This window comes from Streptomyces sp. NPDC001843 (assembly GCF_042891955.1).
In the GTDB taxonomy this organism is placed as follows: domain Bacteria; phylum Actinomycetota; class Actinomycetes; order Streptomycetales; family Streptomycetaceae; genus Streptomyces.
Genome location: NZ_JBIATQ010000013.1, coordinates 72,843 through 98,071, shown reverse-complemented (window position 1 = coordinate 98,071; position 25,229 = coordinate 72,843). Strand labels below are relative to the sequence as shown.

Annotated in this window: 19 protein-coding genes; 6 read left to right on the top strand and 13 right to left on the bottom strand. The window is 70.7% G+C overall.

The features are described 5' to 3' along the window. Nucleotides 1-243 precede the first annotated feature (243 nt). The 11 genes from ACFYZQ_RS29530 to ACFYZQ_RS29480 form a co-directional block, all read right to left on the bottom strand. Nucleotides 244-1,659 (bottom strand): NAD-dependent malic enzyme, encoded by a 1,416-nt coding sequence (locus ACFYZQ_RS29530; protein ID WP_389154069.1) that lies wholly within the window; start codon nucleotides 1,657-1,659, stop codon nucleotides 244-246. Nucleotides 1,660-1,997: 338 nt separating this feature from the next. Further along, on the bottom strand, nucleotides 1,998-4,409 hold the full coding sequence (locus ACFYZQ_RS29525; RefSeq protein ID WP_389154066.1) for a HelD family protein: 2,412 nt from the start codon (nucleotides 4,407-4,409) through the stop codon (nucleotides 1,998-2,000). Between the two features lie 164 nt (nucleotides 4,410-4,573). Continuing rightward, on the bottom strand, nucleotides 4,574-5,347 hold the full coding sequence (locus tag ACFYZQ_RS29520; RefSeq protein WP_389154063.1) for an anti-sigma factor family protein: 774 nt from the start codon (nucleotides 5,345-5,347) through the stop codon (nucleotides 4,574-4,576). Between the two features lie 50 nt (nucleotides 5,348-5,397). Further along, on the bottom strand, nucleotides 5,398-5,919 hold the full coding sequence (locus tag ACFYZQ_RS29515; protein ID WP_010039908.1) for a sigma-70 family RNA polymerase sigma factor: 522 nt from the start codon (nucleotides 5,917-5,919) through the stop codon (nucleotides 5,398-5,400). Between the two features lie 329 nt (nucleotides 5,920-6,248). After that, nucleotides 6,249-6,863, bottom strand: a complete 615-nt coding sequence (locus tag ACFYZQ_RS29510; RefSeq protein ID WP_389154060.1) for a CGNR zinc finger domain-containing protein — start codon at nucleotides 6,861-6,863, stop codon at nucleotides 6,249-6,251. A gap of 96 nt (nucleotides 6,864-6,959) precedes the next feature. Continuing rightward, nucleotides 6,960-8,120, bottom strand: a complete 1,161-nt coding sequence (locus ACFYZQ_RS29505) for a uroporphyrinogen-III synthase (RefSeq protein ID WP_389154058.1) — start codon at nucleotides 8,118-8,120, stop codon at nucleotides 6,960-6,962. Between the two features lie 85 nt (nucleotides 8,121-8,205). After that, nucleotides 8,206-9,588, bottom strand: a complete 1,383-nt coding sequence (locus tag ACFYZQ_RS29500) for a nitrate/nitrite transporter (RefSeq protein ID WP_389154055.1) — start codon at nucleotides 9,586-9,588, stop codon at nucleotides 8,206-8,208. 181 nt (nucleotides 9,589-9,769) lie between these two features. Next, nucleotides 9,770-10,960 carry an acyltransferase gene (locus ACFYZQ_RS29495; protein ID WP_389154053.1) on the bottom strand — a complete coding sequence of 397 codons (1,191 nt, stop codon included), beginning with the start codon at nucleotides 10,958-10,960 and terminating at the stop codon, nucleotides 9,770-9,772. Next, nucleotides 10,957-13,143: a glycosyltransferase gene (locus ACFYZQ_RS29490; RefSeq protein ID WP_389154598.1), complete on the bottom strand. Its 2,187-nt coding sequence runs from the start codon at nucleotides 13,141-13,143 to the stop codon at nucleotides 10,957-10,959. Before ACFYZQ_RS29490 ends, ACFYZQ_RS29495 begins: the two co-directional genes overlap by 4 nt. 104 nt (nucleotides 13,144-13,247) lie before the next feature. Beyond that, nucleotides 13,248-14,153: a hypothetical protein gene (locus ACFYZQ_RS29485; protein ID WP_389154050.1), complete on the bottom strand. Its 906-nt coding sequence runs from the start codon at nucleotides 14,151-14,153 to the stop codon at nucleotides 13,248-13,250. 154 nt (nucleotides 14,154-14,307) lie between these two features. Then, the gene (locus tag ACFYZQ_RS29480; RefSeq protein WP_389154047.1) at nucleotides 14,308-15,291 is read right to left on the bottom strand and encodes a LysR family transcriptional regulator; all 984 of its coding nucleotides are present in this window, start codon (nucleotides 15,289-15,291) and stop codon (nucleotides 14,308-14,310) included. A gap of 83 nt (nucleotides 15,292-15,374) precedes the next feature. Between ACFYZQ_RS29480 and ACFYZQ_RS29475 the strand changes: the two genes are divergently transcribed. From ACFYZQ_RS29475 to ACFYZQ_RS29450, 6 genes are all read left to right on the top strand, one after another. Further along, nucleotides 15,375-16,607: an MFS transporter gene (locus tag ACFYZQ_RS29475; RefSeq protein WP_389154044.1), complete on the top strand. Its 1,233-nt coding sequence runs from the start codon at nucleotides 15,375-15,377 to the stop codon at nucleotides 16,605-16,607. Nucleotides 16,608-16,732: 125 nt separating this feature from the next. Then, nucleotides 16,733-18,025: an ABC transporter substrate-binding protein gene (locus tag ACFYZQ_RS29470; RefSeq protein WP_389154041.1), complete on the top strand. Its 1,293-nt coding sequence runs from the start codon at nucleotides 16,733-16,735 to the stop codon at nucleotides 18,023-18,025. Then, entirely contained in the window at nucleotides 18,022-18,990 is a 969-nt protein-coding gene (locus ACFYZQ_RS29465) for a carbohydrate ABC transporter permease (protein WP_389154038.1), read from the top strand. The genes ACFYZQ_RS29470 and ACFYZQ_RS29465 overlap by 4 nt, the downstream gene beginning before the upstream one ends. Nucleotides 18,991-19,012: 22 nt before the next feature. Beyond that, on the top strand, nucleotides 19,013-19,837 hold the full coding sequence (locus tag ACFYZQ_RS29460) for a carbohydrate ABC transporter permease (RefSeq protein WP_389154035.1): 825 nt from the start codon (nucleotides 19,013-19,015) through the stop codon (nucleotides 19,835-19,837). 12 nt (nucleotides 19,838-19,849) lie between these two features. After that, entirely contained in the window at nucleotides 19,850-22,099 is a 2,250-nt protein-coding gene (gene yicI, locus ACFYZQ_RS29455) for an alpha-xylosidase (RefSeq protein ID WP_389154032.1), read from the top strand. Next, nucleotides 22,099-23,109, top strand: coding sequence for a LacI family DNA-binding transcriptional regulator (locus tag ACFYZQ_RS29450; protein ID WP_389154029.1), 1,011 nt, complete (start codon nucleotides 22,099-22,101; stop codon nucleotides 23,107-23,109). Before yicI ends, ACFYZQ_RS29450 begins: the two co-directional genes overlap by 1 nt. Before the next feature lie 191 nt (nucleotides 23,110-23,300). Here ACFYZQ_RS29450 and ACFYZQ_RS29445 read toward each other — a convergent pair whose 3' ends face one another. Then, nucleotides 23,301-23,933: an MBL fold metallo-hydrolase gene (locus ACFYZQ_RS29445; RefSeq protein WP_389154026.1), complete on the bottom strand. Its 633-nt coding sequence runs from the start codon at nucleotides 23,931-23,933 to the stop codon at nucleotides 23,301-23,303. A 136-nt stretch (nucleotides 23,934-24,069) separates the two neighbouring features. Next, nucleotides 24,070-24,981 (bottom strand): hypothetical protein, encoded by a 912-nt coding sequence (locus ACFYZQ_RS29440; protein WP_389154023.1) that lies wholly within the window; start codon nucleotides 24,979-24,981, stop codon nucleotides 24,070-24,072. Nucleotides 24,982-25,229: the final 248 nt, after the last annotated feature.

The window sequence follows — 25,229 nt, the reverse complement described above, 5'->3', positions numbered from 1 at the left end:
GGGTCCCTCGTCAGACCCCGCGCCCAGGGACGCATCCTGCCCCTACCTGCGGCGGGAAAGCCAATCCGGCACCCGTAGGAGTCGTGAGAACACCCTAGGGAGTCACACGAAAAGAGCGCCGGAACGTGGCCGACACCCTAGACGCCTGCCCTGGGTACCGGGTTCCACGACGCGCCGGTACGACGCCCCGCCGTGGGGATGCTCACAGGCTATGCACACCCCTCACGACGGCGCATACCCGCTCTACGACGCCGCACCCACCGCCTTGGCGGCCTCCCGCACCGCACCGGCGACCGCGCCCGCGACCTTGTCGTTGAACACGCTGGGGATGATGTAGTTCGGGTTCAGCTCGTCCTCGGTCACCACGTCGGCCAGCGCCTGCGCGGCGGCGAGCATCATCTCGGTGTTCACCGTGCGGGACTGCGCGTCCAGCAGACCGCGGAAGACGCCCGGGAAGACCAGCACGTTGTTGATCTGGTTGGGGAAGTCGGAGCGGCCGGTGGCCACAACCGCCGCCGTCTGCCGGGCGATTGCGGGGTCCACCTCGGGGTCCGGGTTCGCGAGCGCGAACACGATCGCGCCGTCGGCCATGGCCGCCACGTCGTCGCCGTCGAGGACGTTCGGGGCGGAGACGCCGATGAAGACGTCGGCGCCGCGCACGGCCTCCTTCAGCGTGCCGCTGAGGTTCTCGGGGTTGGTGTTGTCCGCGATCCAGCGCAGCGCCGAGCCGGCCGGGGCGTCCACCAGGTCCTCGCGGTCGGCGTGCACGACACCGGCGATGTCGGCCACGACGGCGTTCTTCACACCCGCGGCGATCAGCAGCTTGAGGATGGCCGTACCGGCCGCGCCGGCGCCGGACATGACGACGCGGATGTTCTCAATCGCCTTGCCTGTGCAGCGAAGTGCGTTCGTCAGGGCGGCGAGGACCACGATCGCCGTGCCGTGCTGGTCGTCGTGGAAGACGGGGATGTCGAGGGCCTCGCGCAGTCGCGCCTCGATCTCGAAGCAGCGGGGCGCGGAGATGTCCTCGAGGTTGATGCCGGCGAACCCGGGGGCGATCGCCTTGACGATCTCGACGATCGCGTCGGAGTCCTGGGTGTCGAGGCAGATCGGCCAGGCGTCGATGCCGGCGAAGCGCTTGAAGAGGGCCGCCTTGCCCTCCATGACCGGCAGCGCGGCCTTCGGGCCGATGTTGCCGAGGCCCAGCACGGCCGAGCCGTCCGTCACGACCGCAACGGAGTTGCGCTTGATGGTGAGGCGGCGGGCGTCCTCGGGGTTCTCGGCGATCGCCATGCAGACGCGGGCCACACCCGGCGTGTAGACCATGGAGAGGTCGTCACGGTTGCGGATGGGGTGCTTCGACGCCATCTCGATCTTGCCGCCGAGGTGCATGAGGAAGGTACGGTCGGAGACCTTGCCCAGCGTGACACCGTCGATGCCGCGGAGTTCCTCGACGATCTCGTCGGCGTGCGCGGTCGACGTGGCCGCGATGGTGACGTCGATACGGAGCTTCTCGTGCCCGGACGCGGTGACGTCGAGGCCGGTGACCGAGCCTCCGGAGGACTCCACGGCGGTGGTGAGCTGGGAGACCGCGGTTCCGCTCGCGGGCACCTCCAGCCGGATGGTCATCGAGTAGGAGACGCTGGGCGCCGTTGCCATGGCCGACTTCCTCTGCTTTCACCGGTGTCGCGGGTAATGCCGTCCGATCGTCGCACCTACCGCCGAGTAGGCGTTAGCCGGGCTGTATTGAGAACGTTTTGTTCTCAACGAAAGAGGCCCACGTCACATCTGACGTGGGCCTCTGGGAGGTTCAGTGACACCGACCCGCCATGCTCGCCTCGCGGCAAGTGGTCGCTCGCAGCGACTAAGGTTGGGCCCGGGGGCTTGGATCGGGCCGGTGCCACACCCAGGCTAACAAACGGATCCCGTAAGGCCATTCCCCTACGGGCGGTTCACAGGAAACCGGGACGCCGGAACCACCGAAACCCCAGCGACGCTCAGTCCCTGAGCAGATCGGGCACCCCGGCCGCGTCCGGCTGGTCCCGCTCCCCGGAGACGACCGTCAGCTGCTGGGTGGCCCGGGTCAGCGCGACGTACAGCACCCGCAGCCCGGCCGGCGACTCGTCGGCGATCTCCGCGGGTGAGACGACCACCGTCGCGTCGTACTCCAGCCCCTTGGCCTCCAGGCTGCCCAGCGCCACCACCCGGTCGCCGAGCCCGGCGAGCCAGCGGGCGGCCTCCGCGCGCCGGTGCATGGCGACGACCACGCCGACCGTGCCGTCGACCAGGTCGAGCAGCCGCTGGGCCTCGGCGCGCACGGTCTGCTCCAGTGTGTCCTGTACGACGCCGAAGCGGGGCTCGATCCCGGTGGACCGTACGGCCGACGGGGCCTTCGAGCCGGGCATGGCGAGCGCGAGGACCTTCGCGGCGAGCTCGGCGATCTCCGCCGGGTTGCGGTAGTTCACGGTGAGCTCGAAGCGGCGGCGCGGCCGGGTGCCCAGGGCCTCGTCGCGGGCCTCGGCCGCCTCGTCCGGGTCGGACCAGGAGGACTGGGCGGGGTCGCCGACGACCGTCCAGGTGGCGTGCCTGCCCCGGCGGCCGACCATGCGCCACTGCATCGGCGTGAGGTCCTGCGCCTCGTCGACGATGACGTGCGCGTACTCGGTGCGCTCCTGCGCCAGCCGCTCGGCCCGCTCGCGCTGCGACTCCTCGCGGACCGGCATCAGCTCCTCGAGGCCGGTGAGCTGGTCCAGCGGGTCGGCCTCGCGCTTCTTCTTCGGGCGGGCGGGGGCGCCGAGGATCGCCTGGAGCTCGTCGAGCATCGCGATGTCGTGCACGGAGTGGCCGTCCCGCTTGAGCGAGCGGGCGACCCTGCGGACCTCGCCGGGGTTGAGGATCCTGCGGGCCCAGCGGCCGAGCCGGCGCTCGTCCGCCATGGCCGTGAGGACGGCCTTCGGGGTCAGCTCGGGCCACCACGCGTCGAGGAACGCCAGGAAGCTGTCCTCCGAGCTCACGTCCTCGTCGAACGACGACCGCAGCTCGGCGGCCAGCTCCGGGTCCGTGTGCCGGCTGCCCGCTCCGGACCGGTCCCACAGGGCGTCGAGCAGCAGCTTGCGGGCGCGGGGACGCAGCAGGTTCACGGGCGCGGTTCCGCCCAGGGCGGTGCGGCGGACGTGCTCCAGCTCGTCGGCCTCCAGCTCCAGGCGCCGCCCGAAGGCGACGACGCGGAGCCGGGTGGGCGGGCCGGTGTGCGTCTGCGCCGGTACGTCGGTGTCGTCGTCGCCGAAGGCGAGCTGACCGGTACCGGCCCGGCCGGCACCGGCGGGAGGCGCGGCACCGCCGCCCGGCCCCAACTCCAGCGCCCCGCGCGCCGCCTTCCGCAGCACCTTCAGCATCCGGTACGACCCCTTGGCGCGGGCCACGGACGGGGAGTCGTACAGCGTGGCCTCGGCGCCCTCGACCAGCGAGCCGATCGCGCGGATGGCGACCTGCCCCTCCTCGCCGAGGGAGGGCAGCACGCCCTCGGTGTACGCCACCAGCAGCGGGGTCGGGGAGACGATCAGGATGCCGCCCGCGTACCGGCGCCGGTCCTGGTAGAGGAGGTAGGCGGCCCGGTGCAGGGCGACGGCCGTCTTGCCCGTGCCCGGTCCGCCCTCGACGTACGTCACGGATGCGGCGGGGGCGCGGATCACCAGGTCCTGCTCGGCCTGGATGGAGGCGACGATGTCCCGCATGGTGTGGGTGCGGGCCTGGCCGAGGGCGGCCATCAGGGCGCCGTCGCCGATCGCCGGCAGCTCGTCGCCCTGCAGGTAGGCCTTCAGTTCGGGGCGCATCAGGTCGTCCTCGACGCCGAGGACTCTGCGCCCCTTGGAGCGGATGACGCGTCTGCGGACGACCCGTCCGGGGTCGACGGGGGTGGAGCGGTAGAACGGGGCCGCGGCGGGTGCCCGCCAGTCGATGACGAGGGGGGTGTAGTCCTGGTCGAGGACGCCGATGCGGCCGATGTGCAGGGTCTCGGCGATGTCGGCCGTGCCGTCCTCGCGTACGGCTCCCTCCGCGGGTTCGACCGCGGTGTACGCGCCGTCGGGTCCCTTCTTGCCGTCCTTGCCGAGGAGCAGGTCGATCCGGCCGAACAGGAAGTCCTCGAACTCGTTGTTCAGCCGGTTCAGGTGGACACCCGCCCTGAAGACCTGAGCGTCCCGCTCGGCGAGCGCGCCGGGGGTGCCGACCTGGCCGCGTTTGGCCGCGTCGTGCATGAGGAACTCGGCCTCGTGGATCTTCTCCTCGAGGCGCCGGTACACCCGGTCCAGGTGTTCCTGTTCCACGCTGATCTCTCGGTCGCGCAGGGAGTCCTGCGCCAGGTCGTGAACCGAGCCGACCGCGGTTTCCTGTTGAGCCTGAGCGGCCACCGGGCCCCCTTCTGACGTGCTGGGCAGCCGTCAACCGTACGCGAAGGAAGCCCATCGAGGCGAGGGGCCCGCCCGGCCGATTTCCCCGCAAAACACGCAGGCCCGGCACGTACACCCGCGACGAGGTCGCGGATGTGCGCACCAGGCCCTGTCCGCCTGTGCCGTCAGGCGTTGACCGACACCAGCTTCTTGCCGTCGAAGGTCATGATCTCGAAGTGGTCGATCTCGTTCGGCTTGAAGGCGGCGCCGCCCTGGGCGTAGAGCGGTTCCTTCGCCATCTCGGACTTGGCGTTCGGGATGCCGTAGCCCTCGTTCGGGACCGACCAGGAGGTCATCGTCTCGCGTTCGCCGTTCTTGCCGACGGCGATGAGGGAGCACTTCAGGGGGCCCTTGACGTTGCTGATCTTCACCGCGCCGGCGGTGCCCCAGGCCTTCTGCGCCATCGCCACGGTCGCGGTGACCTTGGTGCTCGCGTCGGTCGCCGTGACCCTGTCGGACATCGTGTTGAACGTGTCCTTGGCGGTGGCCGCCAGCGGCGTGGCGGTCTGGCCGCCGGAGTCGTTGCCCCCGTTCACCGCCATCACGGCCACCGGGCCGGTGATGATCAGCGCGACGGCGGCCGCCAGCATGAAGATGTTGCGGCGGCGCTTCTTGGCATGGGTCACCGCGACCTCGTCGACGAGCTTGTCCATCAGCCGCGGTGCGGGCTTGGCGGACAGGGACTCGCCGATCGAGGGTGTTCCGGGGCCCTGCATGTCCGCGAGCGCGGCCAGCATCGGCTCCATCCCGGCGAGCTCGTCGAGCTGCTGGGCGCACCACTCGCAGGAGGCGAGGTGCGCTTCGAAAGCGGTCGCTTCGGCGTCGTCGAGGATGCCGAGGGCGTAGGCGCCCACGGTCTCGTGCTCGTTGGGCACCGGAGGTCCCTGCCTGGGGGTCATGGGTCCAGACATACCCGGACCACCCGCTCCGAATCCACCGTAGACACTCATCACGCCGTCACCCCCCGCTCTTCCAGTGCGAGCTTCATCGACCGCAGGGCGTAGAACACCCGAGAGCGGACCGTGCCGCTGGGTATGCCCAGCGTCTCGGCCGCCTCGTTGACGGTACGCCCCTTGAAGTACGTCTCGACGAGGACCTCTCTATGGGCAGGGGTCAGGTCGTCGAGCGCGTCCGACAGCGTCATCAGCCACAGCGCCTTGTCGATCTCGTCCTCCGCGGGGATGACCTCCAGCGGCGACGGATCGACCTCCTGCGGCCGGGCCTGCCGGCTGCGGTGGCCGTCGATGACGATGCGGCGTGCGACCGTCACCAGCCAGGGGCGTACCGATCCGGTCGCTCGATTGAGCTGACCGGCGTTCTTCCAGGCACGGATGAGCGTCTCCTGCACGACGTCCTCGGCACGCTGCCGGTCTCCGGCAACCAGGCGCAGGACATACGCAAGCAGGGGTCCGGCGTGCTCCCTGTACAGGGCACGCATCAGCTCCTCATCAGGCTCCGAGGGCTGGGACATGCGATGTCGGGCCCTCGATCCACGTTCATTGGCCACGGCCGCATCCTTGCGCACGCCCACCTCCGGTGTCCGGGGGTTCCCCCAGTCGGTCGCTCCCCCAGACGTACGGATGTGGTCCGCGGCGTGTTCAAACCCGGGTGACAAATTTCTCGGGGGTGGTGTGACGAGCTGGACATGGGCGCACATTCCCACCGCGTGATCTTTACATTTCCGACACATCGCCAAGGGGTGCGGAGTTGCCCGCGCGGCGGCGGAGGCAAACGCGGTGTTATCGAAATCACTTCGACGCCAGACTGGCACTTACCGCACAGAAAGCCCCTAACGGACACTCAGGCCCGAGTGAGAGCCGCCCGTCGGCGGTGCCGTGCCACCCGTTCCCGGTTCCCGCAGATCTCACTCGAACACCAGCGCCGACGACGTCCGCGGGACGTGTCCAGATACATGATCGTGCAATTGCCCCCCTCGCACTCCCGCACGGCCGCCCGGACCACCGGATCGGTCAGCAGCTCCACGGCGTCCCGGGCGACGGCCGCGAGCAGCGCCGCGCAGTGCGGCGGGCGGTCCAACTCCCGTACGAACCGGCCGTCCTCGCCGGGGACCGCGCGCGGGGCCGGGGGCGCGGGCCGGGCGATCTCGTTCAGGCGGGCGAGCGCGAGGTCGTGCGGCCGTCTCTCGTAGCCGGGCCCCGGCGCCTGCGCCTTCGCCACGGCCCGGACCAACACGCCGACACAGTCCCGCAGTTCCCTGAAGCCCCCGAGCCAGGAGCCGTCGGCGTGCGCCAGCGGGGTGCCGGGCGGGACGAGCCCCGAGCCGGTGATCCAGGCGCGCAACGGCTCGACGGAGTCCAGCCGTTCACCGGGGTGGGAGGTGGAGAGAAGATCCAGGCAGATCCGCCCCGCGTCGAACCGCAGCTCGTACCCGTCCGTGGCCGTACCCAGTGCCATGCGCCACCGCCTTGGGCTGGGGAACCGTTCCCCCTCCCACAGTGCCCGCCCACACGCGGGGCCGGAACCCCTCGCACCGGCTCCTGTCGGTACCCGTCAGGCGTCGGCGTACTTCGCGTCGGCCGCCGGGTCCAGGGCGAGCCGGTAGCCCCGCTTCACCACCGTCTGGATCAGCTTCGGTGCCCCGAGCGCCGTACGCAGCCGGGCCATCGCCGTCTCCACCGCGTGCTCGTCCCGCCCGGCCCCCGGCAGCGCCCGCAGCAGGTCCGCCCGCGCCACCACCCAGCCCGGCCGCCGGGACAACGCCCGCAGCAGGGACATCCCGGCCGGCGGTACGGGCTTCAGGTCGCCGTCCACCAGCACCGCGTGCCCGCGGATCTCCACCCGGTGCCCGGCGATCGGCAACACGCGCGCCCGGCCGGGCAGTTCCTGGCAGAGCAGTTGGACGAGGGGCCCGAGACGGAAGCGCTCCGGCTGGATCGTGTCGATGCCGCGTGCCTGGAGGGGCACCGCGGTGACCGGGCCGACGCACGCGGGCAGCACGTCGTGGCTGAGGGCGGTGAGCAGTTCCGACAGCAGCCCGCGCTCCTCGGCCCGGGACAGCAGTGAGGCGGCGGCCGGCGCGCTGGTGAAGGTCAGCGCGTCCAGTCCGCGCGAGACGGCCGCGTCCAGCAGCCGGTCGAGGGGACCGCTGTCCTCCGGCGGCATCCACCGGTACACCGGCACCGGCACCACCTCCGCTCCCCCCTCCCGCAGCGCCTCCACGAACCCGGGCAGCGGCTCACCGTGGAGCTGTACGGCGATCCGGCGTCCCTCGACGCCCTCCTCCAGCAGCCGGTCCAGCACCTCGGCCATCGACTCGCTCGACGGGGACCACTTCTCGGTCAGCCCGGCGGCCCGTATCGCACCCTTGACCTTGGGTCCGCGCGCCAGCAGTTCCACCCCGCGCAGCCGGCCCAGCAGATGCTCGCCCAGCCCCCAGCCGTCGGCGGCCTCGATCCAGCCCCGGAAGCCGATCGCGGTGGTGGCGACCACCACGTCCGGCACCTGGTCGATGAGCTCCTTGGTGGCGGCGAGCAGTTCGCCGTCGTCGGCGAGCGGCACGATGCGCAGGGCGGGTGCGTGCAGCACGACCGCGCCCCGCCGCTGGAGCAGCGCCCCGAGCTCCTCGGCCCGGCGCGCGGCCGTCACGCCCACGGTGAACCCGGCGAGGGGTCCGTGCGGGCCGGGGTCCGGTCGCTGCGTTTCGTCGTACATGGCTCTCCTAGCTGGCCTGCATGCCGAACGAGCCTGTCAACAGCGCGTGACAGGCTCGGTTCGGGCTGATGTCGCCGGTGTTACGTCACACCTCGGCGTAGCTGAGCTTCGGCTTCGTCTCGGCGGCGGTCGCCGCCCTGCTCTGGCCGACGGGGCGGCGAAGGTATACGGCCCAGGTCACCGCGAAGCAGACACCGTAGTAGGCCAGGAAGGCGACGAACGCACCGGTGCCGGACCCGTAGGAGAGGAAGGACTGCCGGAACGCCAGGTTGATGCCCACGCCGCCGAGCGCGCCGACCGCGCCGATGAGGCCCATCGAAGCGCCGGAGAGCCGGCGTCCGTACTTGACGGCTGCCTCACCTTCGAGGCCCTTGGCGAGTGCCTTGGTCTGGAAGATGCCGGGGATCATCTTGAAGGTGGAGCCGTTGCCGATCCCGGTGAGCGAGAACAGGATGGCGAACACGACGACGAACAGCGGCAGCGACTTCTGCATGCTGGCGACGACGAGCACGGCCGTGGCGGCAGCCATCGCGACGTAGTTCCAGAGGGTGATCTTCGCGCCGCCGTACCTGTCGGCCAGCCAGCCGCCCACCGGACGGATCAGGGAGCCGAGCAGCGGCCCCATGAAGGTGAGGTACGTGGCCTGCAGCGGGGTACGCCCGAACTGGTTGGTGAGCACCTGACCGAAGGCGAAGCTGTAGCCGATGAACGAGCCGAAGGTCCCGACGTAGAGGAAGGACATGATCCAGGTGTGCGCGTCCTTCGCGGCGTCCTTGGCGGCGCCGGTGTCGTTCTTGACATTCTCGATGTTGTTCATGAAGAGCGCGGCGAGGACGGCGGCGACGACGATGAGCGGGATGTAGATCCCGAGCAGCACCCGCGGCCCGCCGTTCGCGCCGATGACGGCGAGGGCCACCAGTTGGATCGCCGCCACCCCGATGTTGCCGCCACCGGCGTTGAGCCCGAGGGCCCATCCCTTCTTACGGAGCGGGAAGAAGGCGTTGATGTTGGTCATGGACGAGGCGAAGTTGCCGCCGCCCACACCGGCGAGGAGTCCGATCAGCAGGAAGGTGTCGAACGACGTCCCCGGCTTCATCACGGCGAAGGCCGCGATGCTCGGGATCAGCAGCAGGCTCGCGGAGATGACCGTCCAGTTCCGCCCGCCGAAGAGGGCGACGGCGAACGTGTAGGGGACACGGACGACGGCTCCGACCAGGGTCACCATCGAGGTGAGCAGGAACTTGTCCGCCGGGGTCAGCCCGTACTCGGGCCCCATGAAGAGGACCAGCACGGACCACAGGGTCCAGATCGAGAACCCGATGTGCTCGGACAGAACGGAGAACAGCAGGTTCCGCTTGGCGATCTTCTCGCCGGTCGCGTTCCAGAAGGTCTCGTCCTCCGGATCCCAGTGCTGGATCCAGCGGCCGCCCCTGCTCGGGGGTGCGGGGGCTGTACTAGGGGCTGTCATGAGGCCTCCACGGTGCTCCGGGGCTCGGTGCTGCCTGCGGATGATGAGCGGTGATGAGTCCCGAAGGTAGGGAGGCCTCGTTTCCTGCCTGTGGCCACGGGTGACCGCAAGGGAACGTTGCTCTCACCCCGCCCGGAGGTGGGGTGAGAGGTCGCGCGGCAGCGGCGTTCGGCGCTGCGGATCAGGGCCTTCGGCGGGTGCCCGCGCGCTGTGCCCCGTTCGGCCACAGCCTGGGGCTGCGTCGGGCCGCGAGGTCCTCGATCCAGCCCAGGGCGAGGATCGTGAGGGCGATCAGGGGCCAGACCAGGAGGAACATCCAGAGCATGTAGGTGGCGTCCAGTGCGGCCACCGCGCGGTCGCCCTGCATGAACGGGAGGTCGTACGCCCGGTCGATGATCGGGACCGTGGCCATGATCAGCATGTTGTGCCACAGGTAGATGGTGACGGCGCGGTTGTTGGACAGGGTGACGAGCTTGTCCCAGCGGTGCAGACGGGCCGGGAGTTCCTGCCACGACGGGGAGTACTGGAGGAGGATCACGACGAAACCGAAGGACCAGGTCGCCTGTGCCAGCGGGATGTCGTTCAGGTCCCAGCCGTCCGGCCCGAGGTGGCCCGAGGCCCACCACAGGGCGAAGGACATCAGCAGGGCCGAGGCGGAGACGGCCAGGTAGCGGGGGACGCGGTGCAGCAGGCCCTCGTGATGGGCGAGGCCGAGCACCCAGCAGCCCCCGTACACCGCGAAGTCCGTGACGGCGTTGCCCGTTTCACCGGGGATGGTGACCAGGCCCGTACCCACGAGCGCCGTCAGGCCCAGCGGGGCAAGCAGGGTCGGCCACGGCGCCCTGCGCAGTGCCCACAGCAGCAGCGGGGACGCCGCCACGAACCACAGGTACGCGCGCAGGTACCACAGCGGGCCCACCGCCTGCACCGCCCAACTGTCCTCCAGGAGGCCCGACTCGGAGCCCAGGTGCCAGGGGTAGGGAGGGGCACCGACCGGGATCACATAGTCCAGCAGTTTCACCAGGCCCCAGGTGCCGCCGTTGTCCGGGTCCTTCACCGGGTTCCAGCCGCCCATGAACATCAGCGCCAACGCCACCGCGCTGAACGCCCACAGCGGCGGGAGCAGCCTGCGCACCCGGTCCCGGATCACCTTCGCCGCCGGGCGGTTCAGGGAGCGGGCCATCAGGGAGCCGGCCAGTGCGAACATCACGCCCATGGAGGGGAAGAGGACCGTGAGCCACGCCCAGCCGAAGAGGTGGTAGACCACCACGCGGACCAGGGCGATCGAGCGGAGCAGGTCCAGGTAGCGGTCCCGGCCGGCCGGTGGTTTGCGGACCGCGGACGAGGGGGCCACGGCTTCCGTACCGGTCATGACACCGGCCTCCGTTCACTGCTGTCGGGCGTTCGCGGGCCCGGCACCCGGCCGCCGCCCGGCGCCTCGACGACTCCCGTGCGCCGCAGCTTCTGCCAGCGCAGCCGGCCCCCGGTGAGTGCCGTGATCCAGGACTGCAGCAGGACGACGTACATGAGTTGGCGGTAGAGGATCTGCTGCAGCGGCAGCGAGATCAGGTGGGTCATGCGTTCGCGGTCGAGCCGGAACGCGTACGCGGCGCACACGGCCTGGACCGTCAGGACGCCCAGCCAGGCCGCGATGGTCCTCCGGGTCGGGCCGAAGACGATCCCGTAGAGGAGGAAGACGTCGATCAGGGGGGCCAGGAGGGGGGCGAGCACCATGAACAGGGAGACCAGCGGGAGGCCCACCCGGCCGAAGCGGCCCGACGGGCCGCGGTCCAGCAGCGCCCGGCGGTGTTTCCAGATGGCCTGCATGGTGCCGTACGACCAGCGGTACCGCTGGGACCAGAGCTGCTGGACGGATTCCGGGGCCTCGGTCCAGGCGCGGGCCTTCTCCGCGTACACCACCCGCCAGCCGTCCCGGTGGAGGGCCATCGTGATGTCGGTGTCCTCGGCGAGCGTGTCGTCGCTCATGCCGCCGACCCGTTCCAGGGCTGACCGCCGGAAGGCTCCGACTGCGCCGGGGATCGTCGGCATGCAGCGCAGGACGTCGTACATCCGACGGTCGAGGTTGAAGCCCATCACGTACTCGATGTGCTGCCAGGCGCCGATGAGGGAGTCCCGGTTGCCGACCTTCGCGTTGCCGGCCACGGCGCCGACCCTGCGGTCCGCGAAGGGCTGCACCAGCTCCCCGACCGTGGACGGCTCGAAGACGGTGTCGCCGTCCATCATCACGATCAGGTCGTGACTGGCGTTCGCCAGGCCCCGGTTGAGCGCGGCGGGCTTGCCCGCGTTGACCTGGCGCACCACCCGGACCCCGGGCAGGCCCATCGCCTCGACGATCCCGGCCGTGCCGTCCGTCGAGCCGTCGTCGACGACGATGATCTCGACGGGGTGTTCGCTCGCGGTCAGGGAACGGACGGTGTTCTCGATGCACTTGGCCTCGTTGTACGCCGGGACCAGTACCGTCGCGGGTTCGGTGACCGGCTCTCCCCAGCGGAAGCCAGGGCGGCGGACCCGGCGGGCGTGGGCGCCGGAGAGCAGGAGCATGAGGGCGAAGCGGCCGATGACCAGGGAGCCGATCAGCGCGAGTCCGGCCACCATGACGTCGGTGACGTCGTCCGATGCCTGGACCAGGAAGATCCATGCCCTGCCCTTCCACAGGCCGGGGCCGGTCACCGGGGTGTGGGCGCTGGGGGCGTTCAGGGCCTCGGTGAGGTTGTCGAAGGTGTAGCCCTGTTGCTGCATCAGGGGCAGGAACCTGTCGAGCGCCTGCACCGTCTGGTGCCGGTCGCCGCCCGAGTCGTGCATGAGGACGATCGCGCCCTTGCCGTGGTGCGGGGTGGCCCGGCGGACGATCTCGGCGACACCGGGCTTGCGCCAGTCCTCGCTGTCGGTGTCGTTGACGACCGTGATGTAGCCGCGGGTTCCGATGTACCGGGTCACCGGCCAGGACCTGTCGTCCATGGCGTCGGCGAAGGACGAGTACGGGGGACGGAAGAGGGAGGTGCGGATGCCGGCCGCGCCCGTGATCGCCAACTGGTTCTGGGACAGCTCCCAGTCGATGCGCTTCCTGGACTGGTAGGAGAGGTCGGGGTGGCTGAAGGTGTGCAGGCCCACCTCGTGGCCCTCGGCCACCATCCGCCTGACCAGCTCGGGGTGACGGGAGGTCATGGTGCCGGTGACGAAGAAGACCGCGTGCGCGTGGTGCTTGCGCAGCACGTCCAGGACCTTCGGGGTCCAGGTGGGGTCGGGGCCGTCGTCGAAGGTGAGGACCAGGCGGTGGTCGGGGACGCGCAGGCTGGTGGTGCGGCCCTCGCGGGTGTCGATGACCGGGCCGCCGGTCAGGATCTTCTCCGGCACCTTGCCGGTGGAGGCCTCGGGGCGGATGCGGTGGTCGGCGAGGATCTCACTGTGCACGTAGCCGCGCAGCATCAGCATGGCGACCATGACCAGGAGGACGAGGAGGGGGAGCAGCAGGCGCAGGGGGAGGCGGCGGCGCCGGGGACGGGGGCGGGGGCGGTCCTGGGTCGGGGGTGCGATTCCGGAGCCCCGTCCGGATCCGGGGTCACGTCCGGTTCTGGGTCCGTGCCCGGCTTCGGGCCCACGTCCCGCTCCGGCTCCCTGGATGCGTGTGCGGCGGGCCATCAGATGTGTGTGCCGGTGCCGGTGCCGGAGCCCGTGCCCGTGTCCGGGCCCGAGGACAGGGATGGCGACGGGCTGCCGGAACCGACGGCGGGGCCGGTCGGGGGCGGCGGGGTGACCGAGGGCGTCGGGGCCGAGGGCTCGGGGTCCGGGGAGGAGCCGCCGGTGGCCGGGCCGGAGGGGGCCGTCGGCGTGGGTCGCGGGTCGGCGGAGGTGTCCGGCTGTTTGACGGTGCCGCGGGTGGTGCCGGGTACGGCCGCGCTGCCGCCCGGTGCCGGGGCGGCGGGCGGCGTCGGCCTCGTGCCGGGCGCGGCGCCGACGCGGCCGGAGGGCCGGGCGGGGTCGGCGGGCACCGGGGAGATGTCGACCTGGCCGGCCGGCTTGTTCTCCTTCTGGCCCGGCACCGGCAGCCAGGGAGCGTCCGAGCTGCCGGACAGGAGGGTGGCGGCGATGACGACGGCGTAGGCCGCGCAGGCGATGCCGACGAACATGCCGAGGCGGCGGAAGGTGCGGCTGCGGCGGCCCGACGCGTCGACGAACACCGGTCCGTCGGGGGCGTCCCGGCGACCGGCGTGCGGCGGCCGCCCGCGCTCGGCCGGGCGTCTCCGGCCGGCGTCGCCCACGGCCTTCGCACCCGACAGGCGTAGCTCCGCGATCCGGTCGGTGTCGAGCCGGACCGTCAGCTCGTGCGGGTCGTCGTCGGCCGGCCCGGCGGAGCCGGGGGCCTGCGCGGCGGGCAGTACCTCGGTGGGAGCGGCGTCGGGCACGGCTCCGTCCGACAGGACGTCCGTCGTCACGGTCTCCGGGAAGCTCTGGGCCTCCGCACCTGTCACCGGCAGACCGCGGCCCCCTGGTTCGGGATCGGGCCACTCCGTCCGGGCGTCTTCCGCCCATTTCTTCACGCGCACCTGCGTTCCCTCCACGGGAATGTTTCCGGGTGCGCATACGACTCCGAGCCCCCGCCGCCGGACCCGGCCCCCACCGGTCCGAGCGCCCCCCACGTCTCACTGTGCTCGGCTGTCACGAACGTAGCGCCGGTCCGGGCGTCGGGCTTGCAGAGTTTCAATGGTGAACGGAACTGTCCGATTTACTGATCGTTTCATCGATGGCTGGAACCCATGCGCTTTCGGGTCGTCTCAACCAGCCTCGCTCGGCCGCCAGTTGAACCGCCGCGCGTCGAACCGCGTCGAACGCGGGATGTGCCAGCCCTTTACGCCACACGAGCGACACGGGCGACAACGGTACGGGGTCGACGAGCGGCCGCACCACCGTCCTCGGCAGGGCCGAGAAGTCGGTCACCGCGAGGACCGGGTGCCCGGTCTTGGCCATGAGCCGGTGGAACTCCTCCACGCCCACGGCCAGCGGGGCCGGCGGCGCGACCTCGATGCGGCGTCCGGCGAAGAGCCGGTGCGCGAGGTCGGTCCACTCCGGCGTGCGGGGGTTCCCCGCACCGGCGTACACGGTCTCGCCCGCCAGCGCGTGCAGCGGTACCGCCTCCAGTGGGGCCAGCCGGTGTGCCTCGGGAAGGACGACCGCCATCGGCTCGTACCGTACGAGCTGGTGGTCCAGCCCGGCCCGCAGCGCCGGGTCGAGGCCCGCGAACCTGCCGAACGAGGCGTCCAGGCGCCCGGCGAGCAGTTCGGCGGCGGCCCCCGTGAGGCCGCTCTCGTACCGGGCCATCAGCTCGTGCTCGGGGGCGAGTTCGCGCGCCCGGTGCAGTACGCGGCGGCCGGTGTCCAGGTCCGGGGAGTTGAGGTCGACCAGTAGGGCGCGGGCCTGTCCGAAGGCGGCGAGCAGGTCCTCGTGAGCGGCGAGGACGCGGCGGGCGTGCGGCAGGAGGCGCTCGCCGTCGGCGGTCAGCGCGACCTGCCGGGTGGTGCGGACGAACAGTTCGGCGCGCAGCTCCCGCTCCAGGCGCCGTACGTCCCTGCTGAGCGCCTGCTGGGCGACGTACAGGCGGGCCGCGGCGCGGGTGAAGTGCAGCTCCTCGGCGACGGCGACGAAGGCGCGCAGGAGGCGGGGGTCGAGGTGGGCGGGAGCGGTCACCGCGTGAACTTACAACAGGGGTGCGTGAATCGGTACGGATCAGGTGTTGGACCCCGTGATCCGCCTCGGGCGACGGTGAGGTCATGCCTCCCCTCTCCCCCGGCACGTACCGCCGTCTGTTCGGCCACCCCGGCACCCGTGCCTTTACCGCCGGCAACCTGGTCGCCCGTCTGCCGATGGGCATGTTCGGGGTGAGCGCGGTCGTCATGATCGCGGGGTCGCGGGGCTCGTACGCGCTCGCCGGTGCCGTGACCGCGACCGGTCTCGCGGCGACGGCGGTGGCGGGTCCCTGGATCGCCCGGCTCGTCGACCGGCACGGTCAGGCCCGGGTCGCCGTGCCGGCCACGGTCACCGCCGTACTGGGCGCTCTCGCCCTGCTGCTGTGCGTGCGCCTGGGCGCCCCGGACTGGACCCTGTTCGCCGCGTACACCGCCACCGCCACCGTCCCGAACATCGGCGGCATGTCCCGGGCCCGCTGGGCCCACCTGCTGCGGGACGACCCCGAGGCCCTGCACACCGCGAACTCCTTCGAGCAGGCCGCCGACGAGCTGTGCTTCATGCTGGGCCCGGTCCTGGCGTCCTTCCTGACCGGCACGTTCTTCCCGGAGGCGGGCACGCTCGTGGGCGGGGTGCTGCTGCTGGCCGGGGTGCTGCTGTTCGCCGCGCAGCGGTCCACCGAGCCGCCGCCCCGGGGACGTACCCGGGCCGCGTCACCGCTGCGCACCCCCGGCATACCGCCGCTGCTGGCGTGCTTCGTCGCGACCGGCGCGGTGTTCGGGTCGATGGAGGTCGTCACCATCGCGTACGCCGACGCGCAGGGGCACCGCTCGGCGGCCGGGATCGTCCTCGCGCTGCAGGCGGCGGGCTCCTGCACGGCGGGCCTGCTGTACGGGGCGCGGAAGCCGGCCGGGCCCGCGGAGCGCAGGCTGCCGTGGTGTCTGGTGGCCATGGCCGCGCTGATGGCCCTGCCGCTGCTCGCCGCCCGCACCGCGGGCACGCTTCCCGCGCTGGCCGTGGCCCTGCTCGGGGCGGGCATGGCGACCGCACCGACGATGGTGACCGCGATGACGCTGGTCCAGGACCGTACCCCCGCGGACCGCCTGAACGAGGGGATGAGCCTGGTCGTCACCGCCCTGCTCATGGGCATCGCCTGCGGCTCGGCGGCCGGGGGCTGGGCGGCGGAGCACACCGCACCGGCGGCCGGCTTCGCGGTGCCGGTCGCGGCGGCCCTGACGGCCCTGCTGAGCAACACGGCGGGGAACGCCCTGCGTTCGCTCCGTCGAACCGCTTGCAGCAATTCTGACCGGAGTCATTGACGCTCTCCCACCCGCAACATACCTTCCTCCGTCGAAGCGCTTCGACGCCACGTATCGAATCGCGTCGACGAGCGCTGCGTGGCACCCCGAGAACCATCCGACTCCGACTCCCCTGGAGGCACTGGATGTTGACGGCACGAAGGCGATGGGCGGTCGCGGCGGTGATCCTGTCCGGATCGCTGCTCCTGGCCTCCTGCGGCGACTCGGACAGCGGTGGGTCCGACAGCAAGACCCTCCGGCTGTGGCACTACGAGTCGCCCGACAGCGCGATGGGCGCGGCCTGGAACGAGGCCATCAAGGAGTTCGAGGCCAAGCACCCGGGCGTGAAGGTGAAGTTCGAGGAGAAGGGCTTCGAGCAGATCCAGAAGACGGCGCCCATGGTCCTGAACTCCTCGGACGCGCCGGACATCATGGAGTACAACAAGGGCAACGCGACCGCGGGCCAGTTGTCCAAGCAGGGCCTGCTGACCGACCTGACCGCCGAGGCCTCGAAGCGCGGCTGGGACAAGAAGCTCAGCGCCGGTGTGCGCACGACCAGCATGTACGACTCGGACGGCGTGATGGGCTCCGGCAAGTGGTACGGGGTGCCCAACTACGCCGAGTACACGATGGTCTACTACAACAAGGATCTCTTCAAGAAGTACGGGATCACCGAGCCGAAGACCTTCGACCAGCTCACCGCCGCCATGGCCGCCTTCGCCGAGAAGGGCGTCACCCCGCTCGCCAACGGCGGCGCCGAGTACATCGCCCAGCAGTACCTCTACCAGCTCGCCCTGTCCAAGGCCGACCGCTCGTGGGTCGACAAGTACGAGCTGTACAAGGGGAAGACCGACTTCCACGACGCGGCCTGGACCTACGCCGCGCAGACCTTCGCCGACTGGGTGAAGAAGGGGTACATCAGCGAGAAGTCCACCAGCACCAAGGCCGAGGACGCGGGCGTGTCCTGGATCCAGGGCAAGGCGCCGATCCTGTTCTCCGGCAGCTGGTGGTACGGCCGTTTCCAGTCGGAGGCCAAGTTCGACTGGGACACCACGCTGTGGCCCGGCTCGAACCTGACCCTGGGCTCCGGCGGCAACCTCTGGGTGGTCCCCAAGAACGCGGGGAACAAGGACCTCGCCTACGACTTCATCGACATCACCATGTCGAAGAAGATCCAGAACCTGCTCGGCAACAAGGGCGGTATCCCGGTTTCGGCCGACGCCTCCGCCATCACGGACCCGAAGTCGAAGCAGCTCATCACCGACTTCAACACGCTGAGCCGGCGGGACGGCCTGGCTTTCTACCCGGACTGGCCGGTGAACGGCTTCTACGACGTCCTCGTCTCCGAGACGCAGAAGCTGATGACGGGCAACGAGAAGCCGGACGGCTACCTCAGCGCCCTACAGCAGGCGTACGACAAGGGCGCCCCGAAGCAATGACGGTCACCGTCGAACGGGACACGCGGGCCGTCGGCAAGCACGTCCACGCCGGCTCGCGCCGCCCCCGTACCCGCGACTCGTACGCCCTCTTCCTGCTCCCCGGGATCCTCGCCTTCCTGGCGGTCGTCGTCGTCCCGTTCCTGATGAACACGGGCGTGAGCTTCACCGAATGGCAGGGCGTCGGCAGCCCGAAGTGGTCCGGGCTCGCCAACTACCGGGAGCTGATGGACGACTCGGAGTTCTGGGCGTCCTTCCGGCACAGCCTGTTCATGGTCGTGGCCATGGCGGCCGTACCGACGGCGATCGGCCTGGTCCTGGCCGCCGCGCTGTTCGACTACATCGGCAAGCACTTCGGCAGCAAGGTGGTCGCGGTCCTGCGCGCCTGCTTCTACCTCCCGCAGGTGCTGCCGATCGCGGTCGCCGGGATCGTCTGGAGCTGGATCCTCGCCCCCGACAACGGCTCCCTCAACGAACTGCTGAAGGCCGTGGGGCTCGGCAGTTGGCGGCAGGACTGGCTCGGCGATCCGGACATCGCGCTGTACAGCGTGATGGGCGTGATGGTGTGGGTGCAGCTCGGGTTCCCGCTGGTCGTCTTCATGGCGGGCCTGCAGCGCGTCGACCCGCAGTTGCACGAGGCGGCCGAACTGGACGGGGCCGGCTGGTGGCGCCGCTTCCGGCACATCACGCTGCCGCAGATCCGCCCGGAGATCTACGTGGTGCTGACCTGGTGCACGATCGCCGCGCTCAAGGTGTTCGGCGCGGTGTACGTGCTGACCAAAGGCGGCCCGGGCGGGGCGACGGACGTGCCGTCGTACTTCTCCTTCTCCACCTTCTTCGAGAAGACCCAGGTCGGCTACGGCGCCGCGATCTCCACGATCCTCACCGTGATCATCCTGGCGCTCTCCCTGATCGGCCTGAAACTCCAGACCCGCGCCGAGGACGCCGAGGAGGGGGTTCGCTTATGACCGCCGAGGAAGGGGCCCGCGCATGACCGCCGCCCTGCGCCGCTACCCGGTACTGGTGGCCCTGAGCATCGCCGCCCTGTTCATGGTGGTGCCGTTCGTGATCGTGGCCGTCAACGCGGTCAAGTCGCCGGCCGAGTACTCCGCGCACGGCCCGCTCAGCCTGCCCGACGGCCTCTATCTGGACGGCCTGAAGGACTTCTGGCAGCGGGTCGACTACGGCCAGAAACTGGTCAACTCGGTGCTGATCAGCGGCTCGGTGGCGGTGCTCGCCGCGGTGCTGTCGGTGCTGAACGCGTACGCGATCGGCATCGGCCGGATCCGGGGCCGCGCCTGGGTGCTGGCCTTCTTCGTGCTGGCCAACATGCTGCCGCAGGAGGCGCTGGTCTACCCGGTGTACTACCTGAGCAAGCAGGTGGGCCTGTACGACACCCGGCTCAGCGTGATCATCGTGTTCACGGTGATACAGGCGGCCTTCGGCACGTATCTGCTCTCGTCGGTCCTCGGGCAGTTCCCGCGCGAGATCATCGAGGCCGCCCGGATCGACGGTGCGAACAAGTGGCAGGTGCTGTGGCGGATCGTGGTCCCGGTCAGCCGCCCCACCCTCGGGGTGCTGCTGGTCTTCTTCTTCATCTGGACCTGGAACGAGTTCCTGTTGCCCCTGGTGATGCTGATCTCCAACGACAACCAGACCGTGTCGGTGGCGCTCGGAGTCCTGCAGGGCCAGCGTCTGATGGACGCCACGATGACCAATGCCGCCGCCCTGCTGGGCGTGCTGCCCGCGATCGTCTTCTTCCTCGTCTTCCAGCGGACGCTCACCCGCGGCATCGCCGTGGGCGCGGTCAAGTAAAGGGGTGCGCGTGTGAAGTTCACCGACGGCTACTGGCTGCTGCGCGAGGGCGTCACCGCGGCCCACCCGGTCCAGGTCCTCGACGTCACCGCTCCGGACGGCGCGCTGGAGATCCACGCGCCGACCCAGCCCATCCGCCACCGCGGCGACCTGCTGAAAGGACCGGTCGTGACGATCACCGCGCACACCCCGATGCCCAACGTCATCGGGGTGACCCTCACCCACTTCCAGGGGGAGCAGCCGCGCGGGCCCGAGTTCGAGCTCACCGGGGCGGAGACCGCCGCCCACACCGAGTACGACGACGAGCACGCCACCCTCACCTCCGGCGCGCTGTCGGTCCGGGTGGCCCGGACCGGCCCGTGGCACGTCGACTTCCTCGCCCACGGCCGCCTGCTGACCTCCAGTGGCCCCAAGGGCATGGGCATCATGCGGGACGCGTCCGGCGCCCACTACCTGCGGGAGCAGCTCGGCCTCGGCGTCGGGACCAGCGTGTACGGCCTCGGGGAGCGGTTCGGGCCGCTGGTGAAGAACGGGCAGGTCGTCGACATCTGGAACGCCGACGGGGGCACGGCCACCGAACAGGCCTACAAGAACGTCCCGTTCTACCTCACGGACGCCGGCTACGGAGTCTTCGTCGACCACCCCGGCAAGGTGTCCTTCGAGGTCGGCTCGGAGGCGGTGTCCCGGGTCCAGTTCAGCGTCGAGTCACAGCAGTTGACGTACTACGTGATCCACGGCCCCACCCCGAAGGACATCCTGCGCAAGTACACCGCCCTCACGGGCCGCCCGGCCCTCCCGCCCGCGTGGTCGTTCGGCCTGTGGCTGTCGACGTCCTTCACGACGTCGTACGACGAGGAGACGGTCACCTCGTTCATCGACGGCATGCGGGAGCGCGAACTCCCCTTGTCCGTCTTCCACTTCGACTGCTTCTGGATGCGCGAGTTCAACTGGTGCGACTTCCAGTGGGACCCGCGCGTGTTCCCCGACCCCGTGGGGATGCTGGCCCGCCTGAAGGACAAGGGACTGCGGGTCTCCGTCTGGATCAACCCCTACATCGCCCAGCGCTCCCCGCTGTTCGCCGAGGGCAAGGCGCTCGGGCACCTGCTGCGGCGGCCGGACGGCAGCGTGTGGCAGTGGGACCTGTGGCAGCCGGGCATGGCGCTGGTCGACTTCACCAGCCCGGCCGCCCGCGACTGGTACGCGGCGAAGCTGGAGGCGGTGCTCGCGCAGGGCGTCGACTGCTTCAAGACCGACTTCGGCGAGCGCGTCCCCGTCGACGTGGCCTGGTCGGACGGTTCCGATCCGGAGCGGATGCACAACTACTACTCGTATTTGTACAACCGCACGGTTTTCGAGGTGCTGCGCAAACACCGGGGCGAGGGCGAGGCGGTCGTCTTCGCCCGCTCGGCGACGGCCGGCAGCCAGCGGTTCCCCGTGCACTGGGGCGGGGACTGCGAGGCCACGTACGAGTCGATGGCCGAGTCGCTGCGCGGCGGGCTGTCCCTCGGCCTGTCCGGGTTCGGCTACTGGAGCCACGACATCGGCGGCTTCGAGGGCACCCCGACGCCCGCCCTCTTCAAACGCTGGCTGGCGTTCGGACTCCTCTCCTCGCACAGCCGCCTGCACGGCTCCTCCTCGTACCGGGTGCCGTGGCTGTTCGACGAGGAGTCCGTCGACGTGCTGCGCCTCTTCACCCGGCTGAAGCTGAGCCTGATGCCCTACCTGTACGAGGCCGCCCGCGCCGCGCATGCCGAGGGCGTGCCGCTGATGCGGGCGATGGTGCTGGAGTTCCCGGACGACCCCGGGTGCGCGCATCTGGAACGGCAGTACATGCTCGGGCCGGACCTGTTGGTCGCGCCGGTGTTCAGCGACGAGGGGGACGTCACCTACTACGTGCCCGAGGGCACCTGGACGCACTACCTGAGCGGGCGGACGGTGACCGGGCCGCGCTGGGTGCGCGAACGGCACGGGTTCTCCAGCGTGCCGCTGCTGGTCCGGCCGGGGGCGGTGATCCCGGTGGGGGCGGTGGACGACCGGCCCGACTATCCCTACCCGGACGGGGTGACCCTGCGGGCGTTCGGGCTGCGGCGGGGCGCGCAGGTGACGGTGCCGGTGGGGGGCGTCACCTTCACCGTCGTACGGGAGGGGGACACGCTGCGGGCCTCGTCCAGTGACCCGTCGGCACCCTGGGCGCTTCGCTGCGGGGAGCGGACGGCACGGGCGGCGGCGGGCACCGGCTTTCTCACCCTGGAGCTGGACTGATGGTCAAGATCACCGATGTGGCGCGGCACGCCGGGGTCTCCCCGAGCACCGTCTCCTACGCGCTGAGCGGCAAGCGCCCGATCTCGGAGGAGACCCGGCTGCGTATCGAGGCCTCCATCCGGGAACTCGGCTACCGGCCGCACGCGGGTGCCCGGGCCCTGGCCAGCAGCCGGTCGAACGTGCTGGCGCTGGTCGTCCCCTTACGGACCGGCATCCACGTCCCGGTCGCCATGCAGTTCGCGGTGTCCGTGGTCACCACCGCGCGCAGACACGACCACGACGTCCTCCTCCTCACCCAGGAGGAGGGCGAGGACGGACTGCGCAGGGTCGCGGACACGGCCCTGGTCGACGCGCTGATCGTGATGGACGTCGGGCTGCACGACCCCCGGCTGTCGCTGCTGCGGTCGCTGGACCTGCCGTCCGTGCTGATCGGGTTCCCGCAGGACGCGGACGGGCTGACGTGCGTCGACCTGGACTTCAAGGCGGCCGGGGAACTGTGCGTGGAGCGGCTCGCGGGGCTCGGCCACCGCGTGGTGGCGCTGATCGGCTCACCGCCGGAGGTGTACGTACGTCGGACGGCGTTCGCCCAGCGGGTCGTCCAGGGCTTCACGGCCGCCGCCGCCCGGGGCGGGCTCGCCTCCTCCGTCCACCCCTGCGACGCCCAGCCCGACGCCGCCCGCCGGGTCGCCGAGCAACTGCTGCGCGAACACCCCGCGCTGACCGGGGTCGTCGTCCACAACGAGGCCGTCCTCGAACCGCTGATCGACGCCTTCGAACAACTCGGCCTGCGCGTCCCCGCCGACCTGTCGATCACCGCCATCTGCCCCGACGAACTCGCCGCCTCCCTCCGCGTCCCCGTCACCTCGGTGACCCTGCCGTCCACCGAACTGGGTGAACGTGCGGTGGAGTTGCTGATGGCCAAGCTGGGCGGCACGGAAGTACCCGGGGCGACGCTGCTGCCGCCCCGGATGACGGAACGGGCGAGCACGGCGCCGCGGGCGCTGGCGTGAGGAGTCGCCGGTGCGTACTGCCAGCGGGGCGCCCGGTGTGCTGTACTGGGACGCAAGGAGGGCCCCCGCATCGGACCGGTTCCACGCGGAGGCCCAAGCTCAGCCGGAGCTGGTCGGATGCCCCCACCCTGTATGGGGACATCCGACTACCTGCTGAGCCACCAGAGCAGCCACCTCCTCACGTGCTGCTCCTAGCGGACTGTCATGGCTTCCCCGACCGGGATACGCGCGTACTCGGTACCGCCCTTGTAGTCCAACCAGTCGTCAAAGTACTGCTGTCCCAGGTCATTAAGCGTGGCGTCGTGGATCGGGAACGCCCTCTTCGGCCGCACCGCCCGCACGAAGTCCAGCGCCTCGGCGAGCTTGAGCCAGGGCGCGGCGGCCGGCACGAGCAGCGTCTCCACCGGCGACGACGGGACGAACAGCGAGTCGCCCGGGTGGTAGACCGTGCCGTCGACGACGAAGCCGACGTTGGCGCAGCCGGGCAGGCCGTCGTAGATCTCGGCGTGTTCCCCGCCCACGACGTCGACGGCGAACCCGGCTGCCGTGAACCGCTGCCCCGTCTCGACGGCGACCGCCGCGCCGCCCAGCTCGGGGGCCGATTCGATCGCTGCCGACGGCAGGTGCACCCGGAACGCGGAGTTGCGCTGACTTGCCGCGACGAGCTTGCCGACGTCGAGGTGGTCAGGGTGCTCGTGCGTCACCAGCACCTCGTCGACCCCGTCGAGGGCTTCGGCCTCGGAGAACGTCCCCGGGTCAATCACCAGCACCCGGTCGTCATCCTCCAGACGCACACAGGCATGGCCATATTTGATCAAGCGCATACGCTCACTATGGCAGGTGGTCGAGGGTGAGGCCCCAGCTCGATCAGGACGTTCCAGAATCAGCCTGGGCCACAGTGCGACTCCTCAGCCAACGGTGGTGAGGCGGCGTCCGCCCCAGCGGATGCAGACGGCGACTTCAGACCGGCTGCGGCGCACTGATGGAGGCCCGCACTTGGGCTGCCCGAGCACGTACGTCCACGGGCTCCGTCCGGGGTGGTCCCAGGGGCGCACCCCCGTCCCCGACATGGCAGGGTCGACAGAGGCCCCCTGGCAGGGCTTCCGGACGGCCAGGCACGCCGCAGCCGGTGCACTCCATGAGAGAGCGAGGCGCGCGGGATTCGGTGGTGGGGACTTCAGGAGGCATCTTGTCGACGAGCCTGCGCCGGACGATTCCCCCCGGCGAATGAATCTGTCCGGGAAGGCCGGCGACGAGAGTCTGCGTCAGGTGCTCGGGGGTCACCCCGCGAGCGAACCAGTCGACGACCAACTGTTCCAACGCGGCGCAGTCGGCGGAGGAGAGGGCCAGGCGCGGATCGCGCAGGCCAAGCCGCGCAAGGGTGGTGTAGGCGATGGACGTGTGGGCCTCACCTGACGGGGTCGGCTGTTCGGCCTGCGATGCCGCACCGGTGCGGGTGGTGTCGGCTCCGGAGGCGCATGACGATTGGGCGGGCGCCACCTCGGGCGTCCCACCGCTCGCGTCACCGTCGAGGAACCGGGACCACCACTCGTTGGCACGTGCGGTACGGGACCAGTACGTGCTGAAGACCCACCGGGTACCGGTGGCGGACTCCTGGCTCGGTACGACCCGTCGCCGTACACGACGCAGATGTCCGGCCCGGCTGAGCTCCTTGAGCGCGGAGCGAACGGCCTGCTGTCCGTACAGGGCCTGTGCCTTGGCGATGGTCTTGGCATCCATCGCCGCGTTCTCGCAGAGCTGGTCGATGAAGCTCGCCAGGTACGCCTCGCGGGCGGGGAGGTGGGCGAAGTCATCGGGCCGGGGCGGCGACTGGTCCGGGGCGGAGCGCTTGCCGTAGCCGGGATTGGCCATGGGATGCACTGCGAGCGCGGGCGCGGCGGCGCTAGAGTTTTGGTAAGCCACGAGACCGTCCTGAGCGGATCTTGGGGTGAGACCCCGGCGGGTGTTGGTAGCACCCGGCCGGGGTTGTTTGTTGCCGCGAACGCTAGAGGGTCGCGACGTTGCGTCGCAACCCGATCACGAAATGTCATCATGGCGGGTGGGTGGGGAGATACCCACCTACCCGTTCCTTGGAAAAGGCGCTCGGACCTCGCGGCCCG

Excerpts from the sequence above, each read along its gene's own strand:
- ACFYZQ_RS29465 (WP_389154038.1), top strand. The coding sequence starts at position 18,022 with ATGACGGTCACCGTCGAACGGGACACGCGGGCCGTCGGCAAGCACGTC.
- ACFYZQ_RS29440 (WP_389154023.1), bottom strand. The coding sequence starts at position 24,981 with ATGGCCAATCCCGGCTACGGCAAGCGCTCCGCCCCGGACCAGTCGCCG.
- ACFYZQ_RS29495 (WP_389154053.1), bottom strand. The coding sequence starts at position 10,960 with ATGACCGGTACGGAAGCCGTGGCCCCCTCGTCCGCGGTCCGCAAACCA.
- ACFYZQ_RS29450 (WP_389154029.1), top strand. The coding sequence starts at position 22,099 with ATGGTCAAGATCACCGATGTGGCGCGGCACGCCGGGGTCTCCCCGAGC.
- ACFYZQ_RS29510 (WP_389154060.1), bottom strand. The coding sequence starts at position 6,863 with ATGGCACTGGGTACGGCCACGGACGGGTACGAGCTGCGGTTCGACGCG.
- ACFYZQ_RS29460 (WP_389154035.1), top strand. The coding sequence starts at position 19,013 with ATGACCGCCGCCCTGCGCCGCTACCCGGTACTGGTGGCCCTGAGCATC.
- ACFYZQ_RS29445 (WP_389154026.1), bottom strand. The coding sequence starts at position 23,933 with ATGCGCTTGATCAAATATGGCCATGCCTGTGTGCGTCTGGAGGATGAC.
- ACFYZQ_RS29515 (WP_010039908.1), bottom strand. The coding sequence starts at position 5,919 with ATGTCCCAGCCCTCGGAGCCTGATGAGGAGCTGATGCGTGCCCTGTAC.
- ACFYZQ_RS29505 (WP_389154058.1), bottom strand. The coding sequence starts at position 8,120 with ATGTACGACGAAACGCAGCGACCGGACCCCGGCCCGCACGGACCCCTC.
- ACFYZQ_RS29500 (WP_389154055.1), bottom strand. The coding sequence starts at position 9,588 with ATGACAGCCCCTAGTACAGCCCCCGCACCCCCGAGCAGGGGCGGCCGC.
- ACFYZQ_RS29475 (WP_389154044.1), top strand. The coding sequence starts at position 15,375 with ATGCCTCCCCTCTCCCCCGGCACGTACCGCCGTCTGTTCGGCCACCCC.
- ACFYZQ_RS29530 (WP_389154069.1), bottom strand. The coding sequence starts at position 1,659 with ATGGCAACGGCGCCCAGCGTCTCCTACTCGATGACCATCCGGCTGGAG.
- ACFYZQ_RS29470 (WP_389154041.1), top strand. The coding sequence starts at position 16,733 with ATGTTGACGGCACGAAGGCGATGGGCGGTCGCGGCGGTGATCCTGTCC.
- ACFYZQ_RS29520 (WP_389154063.1), bottom strand. The coding sequence starts at position 5,347 with ATGACCCCCAGGCAGGGACCTCCGGTGCCCAACGAGCACGAGACCGTG.